Raw genomic sequence first — 21,150 nt, forward strand, 5'->3', positions numbered from 1 at the left:
CGTTTAGACGCGCTACGCGACGACCTTGGCGCCGTCGAGGCGCTGGCGTTCGTTCGCGAGATAGTCGCCGATCGCATCGGCTGACATGGGTCTTGCGAAGTAATAGCCCTGGATGAAGTCGCAGCCGAGCCGGCGCAGGGTGTCGAGCTGGGCGCGGGTCTCGACGCCCTCGACGACGCAGGCGATCTCCATGTCGTCGCAGAGGCCCGTCAGCGATTTGATGATCTTGTGACTGACCGGATTCTCGTTGATGTCGGCGACGAAGCTGCGGTCGACCTTGATCTTGTCGAGCGGCAGCCGGTGCACGTGGCTCAACGAGGAATAGCCGGTGCCGAAATCGTCCAGCGAGATGCCGCAGCCCATCGCCTTCAGCGTCGAGATGGACTGCTGCGCGCGCACGAAATCGAAGGTGACGGCGGTCTCGGTGATCTCGAAGTCGATCCGACGCGGCGACAGGCCGCTTTTCTCGATGATGGAGATCAGCGGCAGTATGCCTTCGGCGGCGCAGACGTCGTGGGCGGACAGGTTGAACGACAGGCGGATGTCGTCGGGCCAGGTCTTGGCGGTCGCGAGCGCGCGCGCCAGCAGCGTCTGCGTCAGTGGCCGGATCAGGCCGATGCGCTCGGCCGCGGGAATGAAGTCGGCGGGGGAAACCCAGCCGAGCCGGGGGCTGTGCCAGCGCGCCAGCGTCTCGAAGCCCGCAGTGTGCTCGCTCATGGCATCGACGATCGGCTGGAACACCAGCTCCATCTCGGCGCCAAAATCGGAGGTGCGCAACAAATTCTCGATCACGCCGCGGCTCCGGATCTCGGCCTCGAGCTCGCCCGAGAAGATCACGGTGCGCCCGCGCAGGTGGCGCTTGGCATGATAAAGCGAATAGTCGGCGCATTCATAGAGAGCTTCCGACGTCGTCGCGGAGTCCGGAAACAGCGCAAAACCGATCGAGCAGGACAGGCCGGTGTGGGCGGTGTCGAGCTGGTATGGCAGCTTGACCTGCCCGCCGATGCGTTCGCCGAGCCGTGTCAGATCGGCATCGTCGGGATCACCACACACGACGAGGCCAAACTCGTCGCCGCCGAGCCGGGCGAATTCCACGCGTTGCGGGCCGAAACCCTCGCAGATCTCGCGGATACGGCGGCCCGCCTCGATCAGGACGCGGTCGCCGACGCTGTGGCCGTAATTGTCGTTGATCGGCTTGAAGCCGTCGAGGTCGATGATCCCGACCGCGACGCGAACGTTTCTGCGCTCGGCGTCGGCAAAGGCGCTCGACAGCTCGGCGAAGAAGCGGCGGCGGTTCGGCAGCTCGGTGAGGGAATCAAGATTGGCGAGGCGGAAGTTCTCGTCCGAGAGCGCCTGGGTCGCCGCCTGCTGGGCCAGCAGCGACTTGCGGCTGGCGACGAGATCGGCGAAGTCCCGGTAGTAGATGGTCAGCACCGTCACCATCGCGCCGGTGACCAGCAAATTGTTGACGGCCATCGCCTCCAGCGTCGGCTCGCCCGTGGCGAAGTAGAACACGACGTAGGGCACGTCGACGACGAGAGTCACGATCAGTGCGGCCGAACGCAGGTGCATCAGCGAGAAGATGCAGCCGATCACGGTCACCGCCATGTAGAAGGCAACCTGGCTCTTGGCAAAGGGATCGCCGTAGGGATAGAGGGCGAACGACCAGACGGTGAAGCCCGCCGCGATCGGTGCCGCGATCCAGTTGGTGAGACGCAGATTGCGCAGGATGTCGGCGTCGCTGCGTACGACATGGCGCTGCCGCAGCCACCAGAAGGTCCGATAGCCCGCCACCGCGATCAACGCGCCCGGCACGATCATGCTGAGTGAGGCCGGCGCCAGCGGCACATAGGTATATGCGACCGCGATCGTGTTGGTGATCAGGATGAAATAGAGCAGCGGGATCTGCTTGGAGAAGGCATCGAACTGCGCGCGCGTCAGTTCGGGATTGTCCGCCGGCACGCGAAACAGGTCCACGACAGTGGCGAGATGAGACTTAAATCTGGCGACAGGCATTGCAATACGAGCCCTGGATCCCTGAAAACGCCGGCGATCTTGCATAGCGTGGGTAAAGGGCGCGTTAGATCGGGCCTTGCGCTAAAGACCAGCGCAGGTTGCACGCTACCGCTGCAATTCCGGTCGCGTGCAATGGTGGGACCCTGTTAACGATAGGTGGCCGCGGCAGCAGGCGTATCGGCGCCGAAGTCCTGCAAAAGCCGCCGTTACGCTCTGCTAACCATGCGCGTCGGCGCAACGTCTTGCCGCACCTCTCCCCGGTGGGGAGAGGTCAAGGGCAGCATGCGACGGCCTGCTACTTCTTCTCCAGCGCCGCCGTCTGCTTGGCGAGCTGCTTGTCGAAATCTTCCGACAGGCTGGTCGCATAGGTCGCAAGCTCATTCGGTTTGACGAACGGATTCGGCGCGCCGTCCTTCATCTGCGCACGCTTGGCCTGCATGCCATAGACCTCCGGATGCGGCCCGAGCAGCACGTCGACCTTCATCGCTTTCACCTTGGCGTAGGTCGCACGGTAGTCGTCGACGATGCCGGGATAAGTCGGCTGTCCCACCAGCCGGTTCAGCGCCACGGTGCCGCTGCAGAAGAACAGCACCTCGCGGTTCTGCTCGCCGTCCTTGACGGTCATCTCCCAGCTCGTGCAGCCCGGCGAGTGGCCAGGCGTCGCATGCGCCGTCAGCGTGGTGTCGCCGAGCGTAACCTTGTCGCCTTCCTTCACGACACGGTCGACCTTCACCGGCGCGAAAGCGAGGTCCTCGTTCTTCTCGTCACCGGGATAATAGCCGCCTTCGAGCAGCGGCTTGTCGCGCTCGCCGGCCACGAGCTGCGCACCGGTCTCCTTCTTGATCTCGGCGAAACCGCCGGTGTGATCGAGGTGCGCGTGCGAGTTGAGGACGATCTTGATGTCAGCGACCTTGAAGCCGAGCCTGGCGATATTGTCCTTGATCATGCCGGTCGACTGGGGCATCGCCGTATCCATCAGGATCAGGCCCTGCGATGTCCTGATCACGTAGACGGCGATGCCCTCGGTCCCGACATAGTAGACGTTGCCGATGAGCTGGAACGGCTCGAACGGAGCCGTCCATTTCTGCATGACCGCTGCCAGGAAATCCTTGATGGTCTGCGCCTGCGCGCCGGTTGCGAGGAACGCCAACGCACACAATGCGGCGGTAAGTCTTCTCATAGTCTGCCTCCCGAAGTGTTCTTGTCATTTTGGCTGGACGCGATTTCCGCACGGCTTTGCCGGCGTGCAAGCTATGTCCGGAGAGGTGCGGCAGCAACGGCCTCATGCCTCATGCATAGCGGGTATCGCGGCAACGCCGCCGGCCGGCGTTTGACCACGTGCGGCCGGCCCGCCATACTTTGCATCAAGACGAGCCAGCAAGACTCGTCGGTACCGGGAGCTGAAAATGACCAATTCATTGTCCGTCCTTGCGGGGACGCTGATTTCTCTGGTCTCCTTCACTTCAATTGCCCTCGCGCAGCCGGCCTGCGTCACCCAGAACATGGCCGTGCCGCCTGGTGCAAACACCACAGACAAGACGGCGCCGTTCTTCATCGACACGACAGGCCTCGATTTCAAGACGGCGCCGCCGACGCGCGATCCATCGAGCGCCAACTATCCGCGCGCGACCGAGCTGCCCGACGGCACGCTGCCGCCGCCGGGGGCGGAAGGCAATTTCATCATCGGCCCGACCCACAATCCCGCGCCGGAGACGATCGCGAAGGACGGCGTGCCGCGCGGTACGACCAAGTCCTTCACGCTGACCTCGAAGCAGAGCACGATCTACAATCCCGGCCTGATCCGCGACGACGTCGCCGGATGCACCAACTCCTCGATCATGACGACCGTCACCGCGCCGGACGACAAGTCGCACATGATCGTCACCACCAGCCATCCCGGCATCTGGTCGCGCACGATCGACGTCTACGTGCCGGCGCAATATGTGCGCGGCAGCGAGGCGCCGTTCATCGTGGTCGGCGACGGCGGCTCCAACGCCTACAAGGACCTCGCAACGACCCTCGACAATTTGATCGCACAGCGCCGCGTGCCGCCGATGGTAGCGATCCAGATCGGCAATGGCGGCCAGGACGCGCAGGGCAGCCAGCGCGGCCGCGAATATGACGCGGTGTCAGGCGCCTACGCGCAGTTCGTCGAGCGTGAAGTGTTGCCGCTGGTCGAGACCAACGCCGACGTCAAGCTCACCAGGAATCCCGACGGGCGCGCGACCATGGGGCTGAGCTCGAGTGGGGCGGCGGCCTTCACCATGGCTTGGTTCTATCCCGATCTCTATCATCGCGTGCTGGCCTTCTCGCCGACGATGGTCAACCAGCAATGGCCGCATGATCCGTCGCTGCGCGGCGGTGCCTGGGAATATCACAGTGGATGGACGGGGCCGGCCGGCCCCAGCCTCATCTCCAAGGCCGGCGTGCTCACGCCGGCGGAACCGCCCGGGGTGCCGCTGATCGTGAGTGCGCCGACGAAGCCGATCCGCTTCTGGTTCTTCGGCGGCGACCAGGACCTGTTCTATCCGAACCCCACCATTCCCGACGGCATGCACGACTGGACCCTGTCGAACGCGCTAATGGCCAAGGTCCTGGCGGAGAAGGGCTATCACTATCAGTTCCTGTTCGTGCGCAACGCCAAGCACGTCGATCGGCCGACGATCGCACAGACGCTGCCGTCGGCGCTCGAGTGGATCTGGAAGGGCTATCCGATCCCCTGAGCAGAACCTAGCGCCCGATCGTGACGCCGGCGGTCGAGCGCATGGCATCGCGGAGGCTGCTCGCGTTCATATCGTCGAGGACTTCTCGCGTCAGCACGGTGGTCTGGCCGGGTGTGTTGAGGATCGTTTGGCCGCGCGAGGAGGAGAGCCGGTCGGCCTTGTAGGGCGCGGCTGGATCGGTGGCGGGCTTGTGGTGAGGCCGTTTGCTGGACGCCGCAAAGGCGCCTTGCGGGACGCAGAGGGCGGCGATCACGATCAGTCGCAATAGCTTTGCAGACATGCGATCTCCCATGTTCGGGAAACCTCAGCCTAGCACGGCGTGACGGCGCTTGCAGCGGAAAGGATCAGGCCAAAGCGGCCTGGCGTTCCCGCACCGGTTCGCGAACCCGATCGGGCTTCCCTGGCTCGGCGAGCCGGGTGAAGCTCCGATGGGTTGCCTGCGCGGGGGCCTCGACGATCACGCCCTCGCAGACGATCTGTCCGCCGAGCATCTTGAACTCCAGCTTGTCATAGCGCGGCATCGTCTCGCCGGGCGCTGGCGGCAGCAGCCCGACGCTTCCCTGGATGTTCAGCGTGGCTTCGCCGGTGCCGTGAAGCCGGGGATTCCACATCCTGATTCCGCTTTCCGTCCAGCGCTGCCGGATCAGCGCGGTGCGGTCGGCAGGTTCGGTGGCTTTCGCACGAAGTTTCGGCGCGCTGCGAATCTCTTCAGCTGGAGCTGCAGGAGCCGGAGCCGGCTCATCATAGGTGACCACGATGGCGTCGGCGGAAGAGTTCTCCGCGGCGACGGGGGCTGGATTGCTTGCAGCGACCGGCTCGATGGCCACCGCGGTGCCGGGGGTGGGATCGCTGTCGATCTTGTCTGCAGCGACAGGCTCGGCCGAGACGTCGCGATCGGCAAGCGTGACCTGGGTGTCGTCTACAACAGGCTCGACATCCACGGCGGCAACAGTGGAGGGATCGTCGGCAACGACGAGAGCGGGAGCGTCAACCGACGCGACCTCGACCGAAGCGACCTCGAGATTGGACGAGGTCTCCTCCACGACGTCGGGGTCAACGCTGGCTGCGAGCTCGGGAGATGGATCGCTGCTGATGACGGGCTCAGCGGCTTTGGCCGGCTCGTCTTCGACGTCGCTGGCCGCGACCGCTTGGGTGGCGACGGGCTCGAGCTTCGTCGAGACCTCCACAGGCGGATCATCGTCGATGACGGGTCCAGGAACATCGACGGGTTTGGGAGCGTCGACCGTTTCGCTGGTGACTTCGTCCGAGGCCAAGACCTCTGCCACGACGACCGGCTCGACATCTGTCGGCGCCTGCTGCAGTGAACCGTCGCTGCCGCCGCCATCGGCTGCTGCTTCCGCGATGACGGCGCGGGCAGTGGAGTCCTCGGCGACCGCAGCGTCGCTGCGCAACGGCTCGGTGCTGATGCCGGTGTGGAGAGCCGGAAGAGCTTCAGCGCTGTCGGCAACGATGACAGGCTGTTCCGCGACGACCGCCGCACCGTCGATGCTGCCGCCATGCGGCAAGGGCCGAAGCCGGGTGAACGCCCATTTCACCGCGGGGATGCGGCGCAGCAACGATATCAGTCTCGAAAGCACTGGGAGTTGTCCAAGAGGTACTCGGCGTGAGGCAATCGCTGATTCGCCAGCTATGTGAAAAACTGCCCCGGCCGTCACACCCCTGTCAATGTAGACGGGACCAATTGCAGAACATCCACGCATCCGCGCGGTCGGCTGCATGACGTCTCAGGCATCATCGAGAGATTACGATTGTCATGAGGCGGCCTTGCACCGGCTGCCAATGTGACCGCTCCCACAGAGCTGCGGCACCGATCCGGGTACGCTTCCTTCGAAAGCGAAGGAGAGAAGACGTGATCCGCAAGACATATCCGGCTGCGGTCCTCGCCGCATTGATCTGCGCACCTGCGTTGGCGGATGATCTCTCGCCAAAAATCGCCGCTCATTTGATCCCGCCGAATGCGGAAATCCACATTTCCTGGACCAGCCCCGCATCCGACCCGCAGGGCCGTTCGGTCGAGGTGGCCTGCGGTGAGGTCACGGTCCGCAATCCCAGGGGCTTCGACACCATGACGTTCGCCTATGTCATCGGCGACGACAAACTTTGGCTGGCCAGGGAAATCGGGTGGATGAAGGAGCCGGAGCCGCAGGGAATCCGCAGCGTGATGAGATATTGCCCCGGCCGTTGATCGACGCCGGTCGGCCTGCGGGAGGGGACGATGATCCCCTCCGGGATTTTTCGATCTTTCGGCTACTTGCCGGCGCCGGCGCTGCCGCCGCCCGCGCTGCCTCCGGCCTGGCTGCCCATGTTATTCGTGTTGCTGCCGCCGGCCGATGGTTGCTGCGCGCCCTTGCTGTCGCTGGCCTCGTTCTGCATGTTCGACGAACGCCCCGTCGTCATTCCCTTGGTCGCGGGGCCGCGCGAGGAGGGGCCGACGTCGCCCTGACCGGAGGCGCCGGGAGCCGGTTGTGTCTGCGCGAAGGCGCCACCGGTCGCCAGTGCCATGATGCACGCGGATGCCAGAATGATCTTTTTCATGGGATTCTCCTTGACATTACATCTCCGGACAATCCGCCTGCGCCATTGGCGTTCCTGCCAATTTGACGGCAGTGCTTCAACTCTCTGCGGCCGAATGTCGGGGTTCCCGTGTTCGCCGCCAGCGGCTATGCAGAAGCATCAATGTCGGTTCGAGGACGAAGCATGAAAAGGACTGTCGCCATCGGAGCGGCTCTGCTCTGGTCCACCATCGCCTTCGCCCAGGAGCGCACCATCACCGTGGCCTCGACCACCTCGACGGAACAGTCGGGCCTGTTCGGCCATCTGCTGCCGCTGTTCGAGAAGGCCGAGGGCATCAGCGTGAAGGTCGTTGCCGTCGGCACCGGCCAGGCGCTGGATATCGGGCGGCGCGGCGATGCCGACGTGGTGTTCGTCCATGATCGGGCTGCCGAAGACAAGTTCATGTCCGAAGGGCAGGGCGTGAAGCGCTTCGACGTCATGTACAACGACTTCGTCATCGTCGGTCCCAAAAGCGATCCCGCGAAGATCGCCGGCGGCAAGGACGTCACCGATGCGCTGCGCAAGATCGCGGCGGCGAAGGCGCCGTTCATCTCGCGCGGCGACAAGTCCGGCACGCACGCGGCCGAGCTCCGGCTGTGGAAGGAGGCGGGCGTCGACATCAGTGCCGGCAAGGACAGCTGGTATCGTGAGATCGGCCAGGGCATGGGCCCGGCGCTGAACATGGCGTCGTCGTCGAACGCTTATGTTCTGTCGGACCGCGGCACCTGGCTGTCCTTCAAGAATCGCGGCGAGCTCACCATCCTGACCGAGGGTGACAAGCGGCTGTTCAACCAGTACGGCGTCATGCTGGTCGATCCGGCAAAGCATGCGAACGTGAAGGCGAAGGACGGGCAGGCTTTCATCGACTGGCTGGTTTCGTCGAAGGGGCAGGAGGCGATCGCCGGCTATAAGGTGGGCGGCGAGCAGCTATTTTTCCCCAACGCGTCCCACTAGCAGGAAGGCGACGGTCGACACCGCGACGCTGAGCGCGAGCAGGATCAGTCCGAGTCCGAGCGCCAGCGGCAGATCGCCCTTGCTGGTCTCCAGCGCGATCGCGGTCGTCATCGTGCGCGTGAAGCCGCGGATGTTGCCGCCGACGATGATGATGGCGCCGACCTCGGCGATGGCGCGCCCGAAGGCGGCGAGAAAGGCCGTCAGCAGCGAGGTCCGGCCGAGCGCGAACAGCAGCGCCATGCAGCGGAAGACCGACAGCCCGTCGATCCGCGCCAGATCGCCATATTCCGCCCACAGCAGGCTCGCAGGCCGGTGCACCAGCGCCACCACGATCGGGGTGGCGAGCAGCGTCTGCGCGATCACCATCGCGGCCGGCGTGAACAACAGTCCGGCCACCCCGAGCGGGCCGGAGCGCGAGAGCAGAAGATAGAGCGCGAGCCCGACCACGACCGGCGGAAGGCCGAGCAGCGCATTGGTCAGCACGATGATCACCTGCCGCCCGCGGAAACGCGTGATCGCGAGCAAGGCCCCGATCGGCGCGCCGATCAGCAGGGCAAGGATGCTCGCGGTCAGGCTGACGCGCACCGACAATGCGACGATGCCCAGCAGTTCGGCGTCGGCTTCGCCGATCAGCGAGAGCGCTGCGCCAACGGATCGTGCGAAGTCGTTCATCCGAGCCTGGACGTCGGCGCCGGCCGGAATGCCGCGGGGGCGTCGGTGTCGGGACTGGGGAGGCGTTTCACGGATGATTCCCTGCGAGTGTCGCAGTGCAATGCAGTGGCGCGATCGCGCTCCGCAGGCACTTGTGGCTCCGCCGGCTACAAGGAGTTCTCCTTGCAGCAGGCCATTCACAGAATACTCGCGCGGAGCAGTTTGGAAACCGAATTCAGCTGGAATTCAATGTCGCGGACGGGATAGCACGTCCGCTTTCGGCATTAGCGCTTGACCTTGGCCGATGCCGAGACCGTCGGGGCTGCCCCGACGCTTTCCCGCCAATAGTGCTCGATCTGGTCGATCAAGGCAGGCGGCAGCGGGACGTAGTTGAGCGTCTCGGCCTGGGATCTGCCGTTCTCGAGCAGCCAGCGGAGGAAGTCGATCGCGGCGGCCGATCGCTCGCTGGATTTCGGCGCCTTCGGCATCAACGCGAACGTCGTCGCCGTGATCGGGTAGGCATCTTCGCCGGGCGCATTGGTGAGCACGAGATGGAAATCCTTCTTCGCCTTCCAATCCGCGCTTGATGCCGCCGCCTGGAACGATGCGGCGTCGGGCACGACGTAATTGCCGGCGCTGTTCTGCACGATCCCGAAGGAAATCCGGTCGAGCCGTTGCAGCGCGTAAGTGTATTCGAGATAGCCGATCGCGCCGGGAACGAGGCTGACGAGCGAGGCGACGCCGTCATTGCCCCGGCCGCCGAGGCCAAGCGGCCACTCAACGGCGGTGCCTTCGCCCACGCTGGCTTTCCATTGCGGGCTGACCTTCGAGAGGTAGTTCGACCAGTTGAACGTCGTGCCGGAGCCGTCGATGCGGTGGACCACCGTGATCGCAGCATTCGGCAATCTGACGTCGGGGTTGATCGCGCCGATCGCGGGATCGTTCCAGAATTTGAGCTTGCCCAGGTAGATGTCGGCGAGCACCTGCCCGGTGAAGCGGATCTGGCCGGGCTTGACGCCGTCGATATTGACCACCGGCACGACGCCCCCGATCACGATCGGAAATTGCATCAGGCCGAGCCTGTCCAACTCCTTGGGGTCGAGCGGCATGTCGCTGGCGCCGAAATCGACGGCTTCCTTTTTGATCAGGCCGAGACCGATGCCGGAGCCGACGGCTTGATAGCTGACGACGTTGCCGGTCTTGGCCTTGTACGCGTCGGTCCATTTCGCCATCACGGGCGAAACGAAGGTTGAGCCGGCGCCTTTGGTTTCGGCTGCCACGCTTTGTGTGGCGACGAGCAGAGCGGCGAGGATGATTGATAGTTTGATGTGGTTCTTCATGTGCGCGACGCTAACAGGTGAGGCACGAAGCCGATGTGGTCTATGTCACAACGGCGTCGCGACGCATGCGCGCTGGCCATTGCGCATCGACTACACCACACCGCAAGTGGCCGCCGCATCGTCCGATAGGTCGAGATCGAGATCCGAAGCGCGCCGGGCGCTAGCGGCCCTTCCGCTGTGCGGCGCCGGGCAAGGAGCAGGCAAATTCGGGGCAAACCGCCTGCCAGGTGGCCAAATCGCGCCTTTTGGCGACCGGCAGCGGCTTTATTCCCGCCATGGATGCTTTAAGGAAGAGGCAGGATCAGGTCGCAGGCGCCCGCCGGCGGTGCTAGAGCCTGATGCAGGAACAATGGGCCCGGCCGGGATGGCTCGCCCGCAAGGATGAAGGATATGAGGCAATGATCCAGACGGTTGGCATCATCGGGGCAGGGACCATGGGGAATGGTATCGCGCAAATCTGCGCGGCGGCCGGGCTCTCGGTCGTGATGGTCGATATTTCCGATGCGGCGGTGAACCGCGGGCTGTCGACCGTCGGCGGCAGCCTCGAGCGCCTGGTCAAGAAGGAGAAGATGTCGGCGGTCGATCGGGAGGCGGCGCTCAAGCGCATCACCGGCACGACGGACCGCGCCAAGCTTGCTGACTGCGATCTCGTCATCGAGGCCGCAACCGAGAACGAGGAGCTCAAGGTCAAGATCCTGAAGGATCTCTGCGCCACGTTGTCGCCGCGCACGCTGCTCGCGACCAACACCTCGTCGATCTCGATCACGAAGCTCGCTGCGGCGACCGATCGTCCCGACCGCTTCATCGGCATGCACTTCTTCAACCCGGTGCCGGTGATGGCGCTGCTGGAGCTCATCCGCGGCCTGCAGACCTCCGACGACACCCACGCCAAGGCGCTCGATTTCGCCAAGCGCGTCGGCAAGGTGGCGATCACCGCCAAGAACAGCCCGGGCTTTGCCGTCAACCGCATCCTGTGCCCGATGATCAACGAGGCGATCTTCGCGCTCCAGGAGGGGATTGCGACGGCGGAAGAGATCGACGCCGGCATGAAGCTCGGTTGCAACCATCCGATCGGGCCGCTGGCTCTGGCCGATCTGGTCGGACTCGACACCATGCTTTCGGTGATGGAGGTCTTTTACAAGGGCTTCAACGATCCTAAATACAGGCCAGCGCCGCTGCTCAAAGAGATGGTCGATGCAGGCCATCTCGGCCGCAAGACCGGGCAGGGCTTCTACACCTATAGCGCCTGATCAGGCGTCGGCGGCGGGCTTTGAGCGTCCGCCGCCGGATCCCGCACTTTGCGCTGCGACAAAGACGCCGCGCGCAACGGGTCCGACAATGTCGAACGGGCGGCCCGCGGGAATAACGGAACGGACACAAAGGACATGTCGGATCGACTGAAGGCCGAGCGCGAGGCGGCGGCCGCGCGGCGGAACCTGTTGACCCAGGATGCGATCGAGCGCACCGGGATTACCGAGGAGATGATCGGGGAACTCGTCACCCGCTTTTACGGGCGCGTGCGCGAAGATGCACAGCTCGGGCCGGTGTTCGGGATCGTGCAGAACTGGGACGAGCATCTTGCCAAACTCAGGGATTTCTGGTCCTCGGTCGTGCTGATGAGCGGCCGCTATCACGGCTCGCCGATGCGGGCGCATTTGCCGCTCAGTCTGGTGGGCGATCATTTCGACCGCTGGCTCGATCTGTTCGAGCAGACCGCGCGCGAGGTCTGCCCGCCGCCGGCAGCTAGCCTGTTCATCGACAAGGCGCGCCGCATCGCCGACAGTTTTGAGATGGCGTCGGCCACCGTCGCCGGTTCTATCGCCGCGCCGCGCCACGTGCTCAGGTCCTGACGACGACCTGCTGCCTGCAAAACATGCAGGGACGTCGCGCTGCGTTTGCGCAGCGCGACGAATAGCGCGCTGCACCAATTCCGACATCATCGGTCTGATCTGCAAAATCATCATGCCGCTCGCGCGGCGTGACGTTGAATTTGTGAAAACGCGCTTGAATGCGTTCATCGTCGTTCAATCAACGCGAGCAAAGCCATATTGATGCACTGCGGTGCCAATTCTTCGCCTTCTTTTCGGCAGAGTTCCAGCGCCTGCTTGTGGACATGTCCCGCGCATCGTTGACCGCCAATTCCTCATCATCCGAAAACCCTAGGGCACCCGACGCCGACGCGTGCGCCGAGCAGACGCGGCGAACGGTCCTGCTCGGCGCACTCGCCACCACCGCGTGCCTCGGCTGTTCCACGCACGCGCGCGCGGATGAGGATCCGCCTGGCTCCGACGAACGGCCCCAGAAAGGCGATGTGCTCGTCTTCTCCCAAGGCGACAAGGAGGGAAAGCTGATCACGGCGTCCGACCTGCCGGCCGGCGGACCGCCGGTGCATGCCTGGCCGAAGGATCCCAAGACCTCGGTGGTGCGCAGCGCCTCCCGGCTCAACGAGATCGTGGTCATCCGGCTCGATCCCGCCGAGCTCGACGAGAAGACGCGCGGGCGCGCCGTCGACGGCATCATCGCCTATTCGGCGATCTGCGCGCATGCCGGCTGTCCCGTCACCGCCTGGGTGAAGAGCGATGTCGGCGACAAGGAGGTGCTCAAGTGCATGTGTCACAACTCCGAATACGATCCTCGTGCGGGTGCGCAGGTCGTGTTCGGACCGGCGCCGCGACGGCTCGCGGCGCTGCCGTTGGCGCTCGCTGACGGCTCGCTCAGCGTCGCCGGCAACTTCATCGGAAAGGTAGGTGGCGCGCAGCCAGGATGAGATGGACGGTGCGGGCCCGCGCCCGCGTCACGAGAGGCCGTATCCGCCGACGGGCGGTCGGCGGGACGAACGAAGAATTCAGCACAAGAATTCAACACAAGAATTCAAACGGATGAAAAGGGGAACGTCCATGAAAACTTTCATGACCAGGAAGCAATGGTACCTGTCCGGCTTCGTCGCCTTCACCTGCCTCGCCTCGACCGCCGCCATGTCGGGTCCGATCGAGAATTACGCGCCGGTCACCGCACAGCGGCTCGAGAATCCGGAGCCAAGCAACTGGATGCTCTATCGGCGCACCTATGACGGGCACGGCTATAGCCCGCTCGATCAGATCAACACCTCCAACGTGAAGAACCTCACACCGGTCTGGACCTTCGCCACCGGCGTCGTCGAAGGCCACGAGGCGCCGCCGATCGTCAACAACGGCGTGATGTTCGTGGCGACCCCGATGGGGCAGGTGATCGCGCTCGACGCCAAGTCCGGCGACGAATATTGGCGCTACAAGCGGCAACTCCCCGACGATCTGTTCCAGCTGCATCCGACCAGCCGTGGCGTCGGTCTCTGGGAGGACAAGCTCTACCTCGCCACCACGGACGACCACGTCGTCGCGCTCGATGCCAAGACCGGCAAGGTGGTGTGGGACACCAAGGTGCAGGACTACAAGAAGGGCCAGTACATGACCCTGATGCCGCTGATCGTCGACGGCAAGGTCATCGTCGGCGGCTCCGGCGGCGAGTTCGGCGTGCGCGGCTATGTCGCCGCCTATGATGCCAAGGACGGCAAGGAGCTGTGGCGAACCTTCACCATTCCGGGCGAAGGCGAGCCGGGCCATGACACCTGGCAGGGCGACGACTGGAAGAACGGCGGCGGCTCGGCCTGGATGACCGGCAATTACGACAAGGAGACCAAGACGATCTATTGGGGCGTCGGCAACGCCGCGCCATGGCCGGGCGAGACCCATCCCGGCGACAATCTCTACACTTCCTCGGTGCTTGCGCTCGATCCGAGCACCGGCAAGATCAAGACCTTTCACCAGTACCACCAGAACGATTCCTGGGACTGGGATGAGGTCGAGGCGCCGATGCTGATCGACCTGCAACGTGATGGCCGCAACATCAAGAGCCTGGTCCATCCGGGTCGCGACGCGATCTTCTGGGTGCTCGAGCGCACGCCGACCAAGATCAACTACGTCGCCGGCTGGCCGTTCGTCTCGACCGACGTCTGGAAAGGCATCGAGCCCGAGAGCGGCAAGCCCATCGTCGACCCCGCGCACAAGCCGGTGGTCGGCAAGCGCGTCGAGTTCTGCCCGTCGCTGTGGGGCGGCAAGGACTGGCCGTCGGCGGCCTACAGCCAGAAGACCGGCCTCGTCTACGTGCCCGCCAACGAGAACTTCTGCGGCGGTTTCACCGGCGAGAAGGTCGCGCTCAAGCCGGGCGAGCTCTGGCTCGGCACCAAGCCGGAAGACATCGGTCTGAAGACGAAGCCGGGCGCGGATCATTTTGGCGAGCTGCAGGCCTGGGATCCCACCACCGGCAAGAAGGTGTGGCAACACAACTTCCCGAAGTCGCAGCTGTTCGGCTCGGTGACGGCGACCGCGGGCGATCTTATCTTCGTCGGCGGCACCAATGACCGCAACTTCCGCGCCTTCAACGCCAAGACCGGCGAACTCTTGTGGGAGCAGAAGACCAACTCCGGCATCATGGGCATGCCGGTGTCCTATGAGATCGACGGCACCCAATACATCGCGATCCAGTCGGGATGGGGTGTCGACGCGCAACGCATCCAGGACGCGCTGGTGACCAACAACATCGGCATCGAAGCCAACGTGCCGCAAGGCGGCGTCATCTGGGTGTTCGCGCTGAAGAAGTAGCTCCGCGGGCGGATCGAAAGAGGCGGAGCAGCAGGGGGGTGGCGAATGCGGCGGACGGCAACGTCCGCCGCATTTCTTGCGCGTATGGTGACGCGGCCATGACGGTGTGGCACCGTCGGTTTGCAGCACCTCAGAGCAGCACTACTTGCCCTGACGCTCCACCTTGTCCTTTTCCTTCTGGTTCATCTCCTGAATCTTGGGATCCGGATTGTGCTGTCCGGTGGTCTGGGTGGTCGAGGCGGGCGGGGCGTTGGTGTTGGGCAGCGAGTTCTGGTCCGGCGCGGAGGGGCGCGTCGCGGTGGCCGGCGTCGTCGTGTTGCCCTGGGCGAATGCGCCGGAGGCCGTCAAAAGAAAAGCGCCCGACAGCAACGAGACTGCGAGCGCCCTTGAGATATTTGTCATCGATCTGCTCCTGTCAGATCGATGGAAACGGCGCGAGACCGCTTGTGTTCCGTCTCGCGCCTCTGTTCCGTCTCACGCCTCCAATTGCTTGCCGATCGGGAGCGTGCGGATGCGTTTTCCCGTCGCAGCGAAGATCGCGTTCATCAGTGCCGGCGCGAATGGCGGGACACCGGGCTCGCCGACGCCGCTTGGCGGCGTGTCTGATGCGGGCGGCACGATGTAGACGTTGGTCACCACGGGGGACTCGTCGATCCTGACGACCTGGAAGTCGTCAAAATTCTTCTGCTGCACCTTGCCGTCCTTGAAGGTGATCTCGCCGTATTTGGCGAGGCTGAGTCCCATGATCGCGGCGCCCTCGATCTGGGAGGCGATGCGTTCGGGGTTGACATAGGTGCCGCAATCGATCGCGGTGTCGACCCGTGGCACCGTCAGCTTGCCCTTGTCGTCGATGGCGACCTCGACGATGGTCGCGATGTAGCTGACGAAGCTGCGGTGCACGGCAATGCCGAGACCGTGGCCCTTCGGCACCTGACGGCCCCATTCGCCCTTCTCAGCGACCAGCTCGACCACTTTGCGCAGGCGCGCGGTGTCGATCGGGTAGCTGTCGAGGGGCTCGCCATAGTTCCACAGATCCTTCACCGCGGGTTTGACGATCCGCGGGCTGCCGATCAGCGCGAGCAGGGTCTCCTTCTGGTCGCGCCCTGTCGCGCTCGCGATCTCGCCGACCATCGACTGGACCGCGAAGGCGCGCGGGATGTTCGAGACCGAGCGGAACCAGCCGATGCGGGTATGCGCAGCGGCTTCCGGATTCTCGCAGGAGATGTTGGCGATCTCGAACGGCATGTCGACGAGACCCATGCCGATCTCGAACGGCGCCTGATGCACCGTGCCGGCCGCAAAGGTCGAGGCGATGCTGGGGGCCACGCTGCGGTGGCGCCAGGCGATCACCTTGCCGCTCTTGTCGAGGCCCGCCTCGATCCGCTCGGCCGAGACCGTGTGCAGGAAGCCGTTACGAACGTCGTCCTCCCGCGTCCACTGCACCTTCACAGGCGCGCCGAGCTCCTTCGACAGCAGGGCGGCCTCCAGCGCGAAGTCGCATTTCGACTTGCGGCCGAAACCGCCGCCGAGAAGCGTGACGTTGACGGTGACGTTGCCCTCGGGAATGCCGAGCGTCTTGGCGACGTCGTCGCGGGTGCCGCCCGGACTCTGCACCGGCGCCCAGATCTCAGCCTTGTCGCCCTTGACGTCGGCGACCGCCACCGGCGGCTCCATGCTGACATGAGCAAGATGCGGGATGTAGTACTCGCCGACGATTACCTTGTCCGCGCCCTTCAGCGCCGCATCCGCGTCGCCCTCCGTGCGCAGGACGAGGCCGGGCTTGCGCGAGGCCTCCTCGAGCTCCTTACGGTAGGCGACCGAGTCGTATTTCCCGTTGGGACCGTCGTCCCACACGAGCTTCAGCGCATCCCGGCCCTTGATCGCCGCGCCGGTGTTGCGGGCGATCACCGCGACGCCGCCGAGTGGCTGGAACTTTGACGGCCAAGGCCAGCCTTGAACCTTCATCACCTTCTCGACGCCGGGGACCTTCAGCGCCGCATCGGGATCGAACGAGACCAGATTGCCGCCTGTGACCGGCGGGCGCGCGATCACGGCGTATTTCATCCCCGGCAGCCGTACATCGGCGCCGTAACGCGCCTTGCCGGTGGTGATGTCGTGGAGATCCACGATGCCGACCTGGCCCTTGGTGAGATAGCGGAAGTCCTTGGGGTCCTTCAGCTTGAGGCCTTCGATGGCAGGCACCGATTCCTTGGCGGCGTCGGCAGCGAGCTCGCCGAAACCGAGCTTGCGGCCGCTGGCGCTGTGGACGACCTCGTGATTGACGGCCTTGACCTCGGTCGCCGGCACGCCCCAGCGCTTCGCCGCGGCCTGCTCCAGCATGGTCCGGGCCGAGGCGCCGATCTGGCGCATCGGGATCAGATAATGCCGCGTGCTGCGCGAGCCGTCGGTGTCCTGGTTGCCGAACTTGACCTCGTCGCCATGGGCCTGCTGCACCTTGACCCTGGACCAGTCGGCTTCCATCTCCTCGGCCACGATCAGCGGCAGGCTGGTGCGGACGCCGGTGCCCATTTCCGAACGGTGACCCACGATGGTCACGATGCCGTCGGGCGCGACCGAAACGAACACGCGCGGGTCGACCACGACGCCGTGCGGCATCTTGCCGGCACCGGTCTCATAGGCGAACGCCTGGCGCGACATCACGGGTGCCGCGAGCACGAAGCCGCCGGTGATGCCGAGCCCCTTCAGGATGCTGCGGCGCGAGACCTTCTCGATCTTGATGTTCTTTTCGAAGCCACGTTTTTCGAAGCCATGGAGCTTGCCGGGATTGTCGATGAAATTCATGTCACACCCCCGTCGATGCGAGATGGATCGCGTTCTCGATGCGCTGGTAGCAGCCGCAGCGGCAGATGTTGCCGGACATCGCCTGGCGGATCTGGTCGTGCGAAGGCTTCGGATTGTCCATCAGAAGCGCGGCGGCCTGCATGATCTGGCCGGCCTGGCAGAAGCCGCATTGGGGCACGTTGACCTGGCGCCAGGCCTTTTGGACCGGATGATCGCCGCTCGGATGCAGCCCTTCGATCGTGGTGACCTCGCGCCCGGCGACATCGTTGATCGATGTGACACAGGCGCGCACGGCTTCCTTGTCGACGATGACGGTGCAGCTGCCGCACAGGGCCTGGCCGCAGCCGAACTTGGTGCCGGTCAGCCCGGCTTCGTCACGCAGGAACCAGAGTAGCGGGAGATCCGGGTCGCCGTCCCAGCTCTGTTCCTGGCCGTTGATCTTCACCTTGATCATGATCGTCCCTCGCTCTTCATAAGCATGCCAAATTCAAAACTCGCCGACGCCGGTCGGCGACGGTTCGTGCCTCGTCTCGCCACATTCCGCCGTCGTCCCGCGCGGGCAAATCCCGGAGGGAGGCAGGAACGCCGATGGCGATGTCTGGATGTGCTCGATACCTCCCGTTTTTGTTCTTAATTGATTGAGCGTCATGCGGCATCGTGACGGCGCGAGCGTAACAACGATCGCGCCCGCCCGGCGTTCACAGCCGGGTGTTCTCACCGGGAAAAGATTGCATCGGTGGTTTGTCAAAAGCAGGGCGCGTCATCGCCGCGTGGACCGCGCGTTTCGCAAACAAGGGTTGCGATGAAAAAAGAGCTTCGTCCGTCAGAAAGACTGCGCGGACGAAGCAAGGTGCCTCAGTCGAGGGAGGGAGAAACGCAGGGACCGGGAACTTCAAGACGGAAGTTGGCGGCGCTGCGCAGTCATTCAGAGACCAGGACTGAGGGAGCCGATCGCCCTCGCATACGCGTAACTTGCAGCGGCGGCGGCATCGCCGCGATTGCTCCGGGGCCGGGCCCGTCCGACTCGCTGGCGCTGGTCGAGGCCAGCGAGCGGATGGGGCATGGCGAACGTCTAGCAGCCTTTGCTCAGGCGGCCTTGTTAGGCGGCCTTGGCTTTGGCGACGTGGGTCGCGATCGCGTCCATCAGTGCCGGTGACAGGCAATCATAAGGCTCGAGCCCGATTTCCTTCAGCCGCGAACGGATGCCCGCCATCTGCTCCGGCTTCACGCCGGCCTCGATCACCGAGGAGACGAAGGCGGCGAATTGCGGTGCCTGCGAGCCCTGCTCCTGGAACAGCTCGGGATGGATGAAGTCGAGACCGTAGAACGGGTGGTTCTTGTTCTCGATGCGGCCGTACATGTGGGTGCCGCACGCCTTGCAGGCGTAGCGCTGGATCACTGCGGAGGGATCGACGATCTGGAGCTTGTCGCCGTTCTCGAGCACGGTGACGTTCTGGCGCGGCACCACGGCGACGACGGAGAACGTCGCGCCCTGCGGCTTCCAGCATTTGGTGCAGCCACAGGCGTGATTGTGGGCGACGTCGCCCTTGATGCCGACCTTGACCTGGTGGTCCTTGCATTTGCAGGCCAGCGTGCCGCCGGCGAAGCTGCCGCTGCCTTGTTTGAGGCCGTTGTCGATCGATGGATGGAGTGCAACAGTCATGGGTCGATCCTCCTTGGGGTGACGCTTTCGAGCTAGAACACGACGACTGAACGGATGGATTTGCCCTCGTGCATGAGGTCAAAGCCCTTGTTGATCTCCTCGAGCTTGAGCACGTGGGTGATCATCGGATCGATCTGGATCTTTCCGTTCATGTACCAGTCGACGATCTTCGGCACGTCGGTGCGGCCGCGGGCGCCGCCGAAGGCCGTGCCGCGCCAGTTGCGCCCGGTGACGAGCTGGAACGGGCGGGTGGCGATCTCCTTGCCGGATTCGGCAACGCCGATGATGATCGAGGTGCCCCAGCCGCGATGGCAGGCTTCCAGCGCCTGGCGCATCACCGTGGTGTTGCCGGTGCAATCGAAAGTGTAGTCGGCGCCGCCATCGGTGAGGCCGACGAGATGCTGGACGATGTCGCCGGTGATCTTCTTGGGGTTGACGAACTCGGTCATGCCGAACCTGCGGCCCCAATCTTCCTTGGAGTCGTTGATGTCGACGCCGATGATCTTGTCGGCGCCGGCCATCTTGGCGCCCTGGATCACGTTGAGACCGATGCCGCCGAGGCCGAACACGACCACGTTGGAGCCGGGCGTGACCTTCGCGGTGTTGACGACGGCGCCGACGCCGGTGGTGACGCCGCAGCCGATGTAGCAGCTCTTGTCGAAGGGGGCGTCCTCGCGGATCTTGGCGACCGCGATCTCCGGCAGCACCGTGAAGTTCGAGAAGGTCGAGCAGCCCATGTAGTGGTAGACCGGCTTGCCCTTGTAGGAAAAGCGGCTGGTGCCGTCGGGCATCACGCCCTTGCCTTGCGTCGCGCGGATCGCGGTGCAGAGATTGGTCTTCTGGCTGAGGCAGCTTTTGCACTGCCGGCATTCCGGCGTGTAGAGCGGGATGACGTGGTCACCCGGCTTCACCGAGGTCACGCCAGGGCCGATTTCGCGGATGATCCCCGCGCCCTCATGCCCCAGGACCGACGGGAAAATTCCCTCGCTGTCGAAGCCGTCGAGCGTATAGGCGTCGGTATGGCAGATGCCCGTCGCCTTGATCTCGACCAGGACTTCGCCGGCCTTCGGTCCTTCCAGATCGAGCTCGACGATCTCGAGCGGCTTCTTGGCTTCGAAAGCGACGGCGGCACGTGTCTTCATTGGTAGCTCCTCAAATTCTCGCAAGATGCCAAGAGATAGTCTCGGCAGCCTCGGCAACGTTCATTTATGGCCCATGCAGGCGTCTTCCGCCTTGGTGTAGGCCTCCGTTTTCTCCTCCTTCTTGGAGGGACGCTGCCGGCCCCATGCTTCGGTGGAGCGGGCGCGCAGATAGACGTACAGATCGTCCATGTAGCAGGCGACGTTCGGATTATCGCCGAAGGCCGGCATGACGTTCTCCTGCGCGGTCGAGATGTTCTTGCGACCGGAGGCGACCACGCCGAGGAAGTCGCCATAGCTCATGGACTTGACGGAATCCTTGAGCGCCGGCGCGTAGGTCGAGCCCATGCCGTCGGGCCCATGGCAGACGTGGCAGTCGGAGTGATAGCGGCGGTATCCGGAATAGGTGAACCAGTCCACGGTGCCGTCGGAAATCTTGTAGGTCGGAGTACCATCCTTATCGAGCCACTTTCCGTCGTCTTCCTTCTTCACGGCGGTCGGATCGCCCGGACCGTCCGCGACCGCAATTCCTCCGGACGCAACCAAGATCATCGCAGCAATGACAGAGCAGATTTTACGCAAGGGATTCATCCTCGAAGAAGCCCGGGGGAGACGAGCCGGCGCGTGGAGTTGATTCCACGCGCCGGAGCG

20 protein-coding genes are annotated in these 21,150 nt (G+C 64.4%); 7 read left to right on the forward strand and 13 right to left on the reverse strand.

The window, feature by feature from the left end; all coding sequences use genetic code 11:
• Positions 1 to 12: 12 nt before the first annotated feature.
• Both AABA84_RS10545 and blaBJP read right to left on the reverse strand, forming a co-directional pair.
• Entirely contained in the window at positions 13 to 2,016 is a 2,004-nt protein-coding gene (locus tag AABA84_RS10545; protein ID WP_212250431.1) for a putative bifunctional diguanylate cyclase/phosphodiesterase, read from the reverse strand.
• 295 nt (positions 2,017 to 2,311) lie between these two features.
• Positions 2,312 to 3,196, reverse strand: a complete 885-nt coding sequence (gene blaBJP / locus AABA84_RS10550; protein ID WP_212250430.1) for a BJP family subclass B3 metallo-beta-lactamase — start codon at positions 3,194 to 3,196, stop codon at positions 2,312 to 2,314.
• Positions 3,197 to 3,422: 226 nt separating this feature from the next.
• Between blaBJP and AABA84_RS10555 the strand changes: the two genes are divergently transcribed.
• The gene (locus AABA84_RS10555) at positions 3,423 to 4,739 is read left to right on the forward strand and encodes an alpha/beta hydrolase (RefSeq protein WP_212250429.1); all 1,317 of its coding nucleotides are present in this window, start codon (positions 3,423 to 3,425) and stop codon (positions 4,737 to 4,739) included.
• A gap of 7 nt (positions 4,740 to 4,746) precedes the next feature.
• On the opposite strand, the gene AABA84_RS10560 is transcribed toward AABA84_RS10555, so the two are convergent.
• Together AABA84_RS10560 and AABA84_RS10565 are read right to left on the reverse strand one after the other, a co-directional pair.
• Positions 4,747 to 5,019 (reverse strand): TonB-dependent receptor plug domain-containing protein, encoded by a 273-nt coding sequence (locus AABA84_RS10560; protein WP_212250427.1) that lies wholly within the window; start codon positions 5,017 to 5,019, stop codon positions 4,747 to 4,749.
• Between the two features lie 64 nt (positions 5,020 to 5,083).
• Complete coding sequence (locus AABA84_RS10565) at positions 5,084 to 6,316, reverse strand: hypothetical protein (protein WP_212250425.1); 1,233 nt, start codon at positions 6,314 to 6,316, stop codon at positions 5,084 to 5,086.
• Between the two features lie 293 nt (positions 6,317 to 6,609).
• Between AABA84_RS10565 and AABA84_RS10570 the strand changes: the two genes are divergently transcribed.
• Positions 6,610 to 6,945 (forward strand): hypothetical protein, encoded by a 336-nt coding sequence (locus AABA84_RS10570; RefSeq protein ID WP_212250424.1) that lies wholly within the window; start codon positions 6,610 to 6,612, stop codon positions 6,943 to 6,945.
• Between the two features lie 62 nt (positions 6,946 to 7,007).
• On the opposite strand, the gene AABA84_RS10575 is transcribed toward AABA84_RS10570, so the two are convergent.
• Positions 7,008 to 7,295: a hypothetical protein gene (locus AABA84_RS10575; protein ID WP_212250422.1), complete on the reverse strand. Its 288-nt coding sequence runs from the start codon at positions 7,293 to 7,295 to the stop codon at positions 7,008 to 7,010.
• Between the two features lie 162 nt (positions 7,296 to 7,457).
• On the opposite strand from AABA84_RS10575, the gene AABA84_RS10580 reads away from it, so the two are divergent.
• Complete coding sequence (locus AABA84_RS10580) at positions 7,458 to 8,267, forward strand: substrate-binding domain-containing protein (RefSeq protein WP_212250420.1); 810 nt, start codon at positions 7,458 to 7,460, stop codon at positions 8,265 to 8,267.
• Here the strand turns inward: AABA84_RS10580 and AABA84_RS10585 are convergent.
• Together AABA84_RS10585 and pstS are read right to left on the reverse strand one after the other, a co-directional pair.
• Complete coding sequence (locus tag AABA84_RS10585; RefSeq protein ID WP_212250418.1) at positions 8,241 to 8,939, reverse strand: ABC transporter permease; 699 nt, start codon at positions 8,937 to 8,939, stop codon at positions 8,241 to 8,243. The genes AABA84_RS10580 and AABA84_RS10585 overlap by 27 nt on opposite strands.
• A 263-nt stretch (positions 8,940 to 9,202) precedes the next feature.
• Positions 9,203 to 10,258 carry a phosphate ABC transporter substrate-binding protein PstS gene (pstS, locus tag AABA84_RS10590; protein ID WP_212250416.1) on the reverse strand — a complete coding sequence of 352 codons (1,056 nt, stop codon included), beginning with the start codon at positions 10,256 to 10,258 and terminating at the stop codon, positions 9,203 to 9,205.
• Between the two features lie 338 nt (positions 10,259 to 10,596).
• Here pstS and AABA84_RS10595 point away from each other — a divergent pair, with 338 nt between their 5' ends.
• The 4 genes from AABA84_RS10595 to AABA84_RS10610 all read left to right on the forward strand — a co-directional run bounded on the left by AABA84_RS10595 (position 10,597) and on the right by AABA84_RS10610 (position 14,895).
• Positions 10,597 to 11,508, forward strand: coding sequence for a 3-hydroxybutyryl-CoA dehydrogenase (locus tag AABA84_RS10595; RefSeq protein ID WP_212250415.1), 912 nt, complete (start codon positions 10,597 to 10,599; stop codon positions 11,506 to 11,508).
• Between the two features lie 135 nt (positions 11,509 to 11,643).
• Entirely contained in the window at positions 11,644 to 12,108 is a 465-nt protein-coding gene (locus AABA84_RS10600; protein WP_212250413.1) for a group III truncated hemoglobin, read from the forward strand.
• A 263-nt stretch (positions 12,109 to 12,371) separates the two neighbouring features.
• Positions 12,372 to 13,025: a QcrA and Rieske domain-containing protein gene (locus tag AABA84_RS10605; protein ID WP_212250486.1), complete on the forward strand. Its 654-nt coding sequence runs from the start codon at positions 12,372 to 12,374 to the stop codon at positions 13,023 to 13,025.
• A 142-nt stretch (positions 13,026 to 13,167) separates the two neighbouring features.
• Positions 13,168 to 14,895, forward strand: coding sequence for a methanol/ethanol family PQQ-dependent dehydrogenase (locus AABA84_RS10610; protein ID WP_212250484.1), 1,728 nt, complete (start codon positions 13,168 to 13,170; stop codon positions 14,893 to 14,895).
• 141 nt (positions 14,896 to 15,036) lie between these two features.
• Here AABA84_RS10610 and AABA84_RS10615 read toward each other — a convergent pair whose 3' ends face one another.
• The 6 genes from AABA84_RS10615 to AABA84_RS10640 form a co-directional block, all read right to left on the reverse strand.
• Positions 15,037 to 15,297: a hypothetical protein gene (locus AABA84_RS10615; RefSeq protein WP_212250411.1), complete on the reverse strand. Its 261-nt coding sequence runs from the start codon at positions 15,295 to 15,297 to the stop codon at positions 15,037 to 15,039.
• Positions 15,298 to 15,369: 72 nt separating this feature from the next.
• On the reverse strand, positions 15,370 to 17,697 hold the full coding sequence (locus AABA84_RS10620; protein ID WP_212250409.1) for a xanthine dehydrogenase family protein molybdopterin-binding subunit: 2,328 nt from the start codon (positions 17,695 to 17,697) through the stop codon (positions 15,370 to 15,372).
• Position 17,698: 1 nt separating this feature from the next.
• Complete coding sequence (locus AABA84_RS10625; RefSeq protein WP_212250407.1) at positions 17,699 to 18,151, reverse strand: (2Fe-2S)-binding protein; 453 nt, start codon at positions 18,149 to 18,151, stop codon at positions 17,699 to 17,701.
• A gap of 645 nt (positions 18,152 to 18,796) precedes the next feature.
• Positions 18,797 to 19,360 carry an S-(hydroxymethyl)glutathione synthase gene (gfa, locus tag AABA84_RS10630; protein ID WP_212250405.1) on the reverse strand — a complete coding sequence of 188 codons (564 nt, stop codon included), beginning with the start codon at positions 19,358 to 19,360 and terminating at the stop codon, positions 18,797 to 18,799.
• A 32-nt stretch (positions 19,361 to 19,392) separates the two neighbouring features.
• Positions 19,393 to 20,502: an S-(hydroxymethyl)glutathione dehydrogenase/class III alcohol dehydrogenase gene (locus AABA84_RS10635; protein WP_091966608.1), complete on the reverse strand. Its 1,110-nt coding sequence runs from the start codon at positions 20,500 to 20,502 to the stop codon at positions 19,393 to 19,395.
• Positions 20,503 to 20,562: 60 nt separating this feature from the next.
• A complete protein-coding gene (locus AABA84_RS10640) occupies positions 20,563 to 21,051 on the reverse strand; it encodes a c-type cytochrome, methanol metabolism-related (protein ID WP_212250482.1) in 489 nt (162 codons plus the stop codon).
• Positions 21,052 to 21,150 lie beyond the last annotated feature (99 nt).

The sequence above is a fragment of the Bradyrhizobium sp. TM239 genome (assembly GCF_036247985.1).
GTDB classification, from domain to species: domain Bacteria; phylum Pseudomonadota; class Alphaproteobacteria; order Rhizobiales; family Xanthobacteraceae; genus Bradyrhizobium; species Bradyrhizobium ottawaense.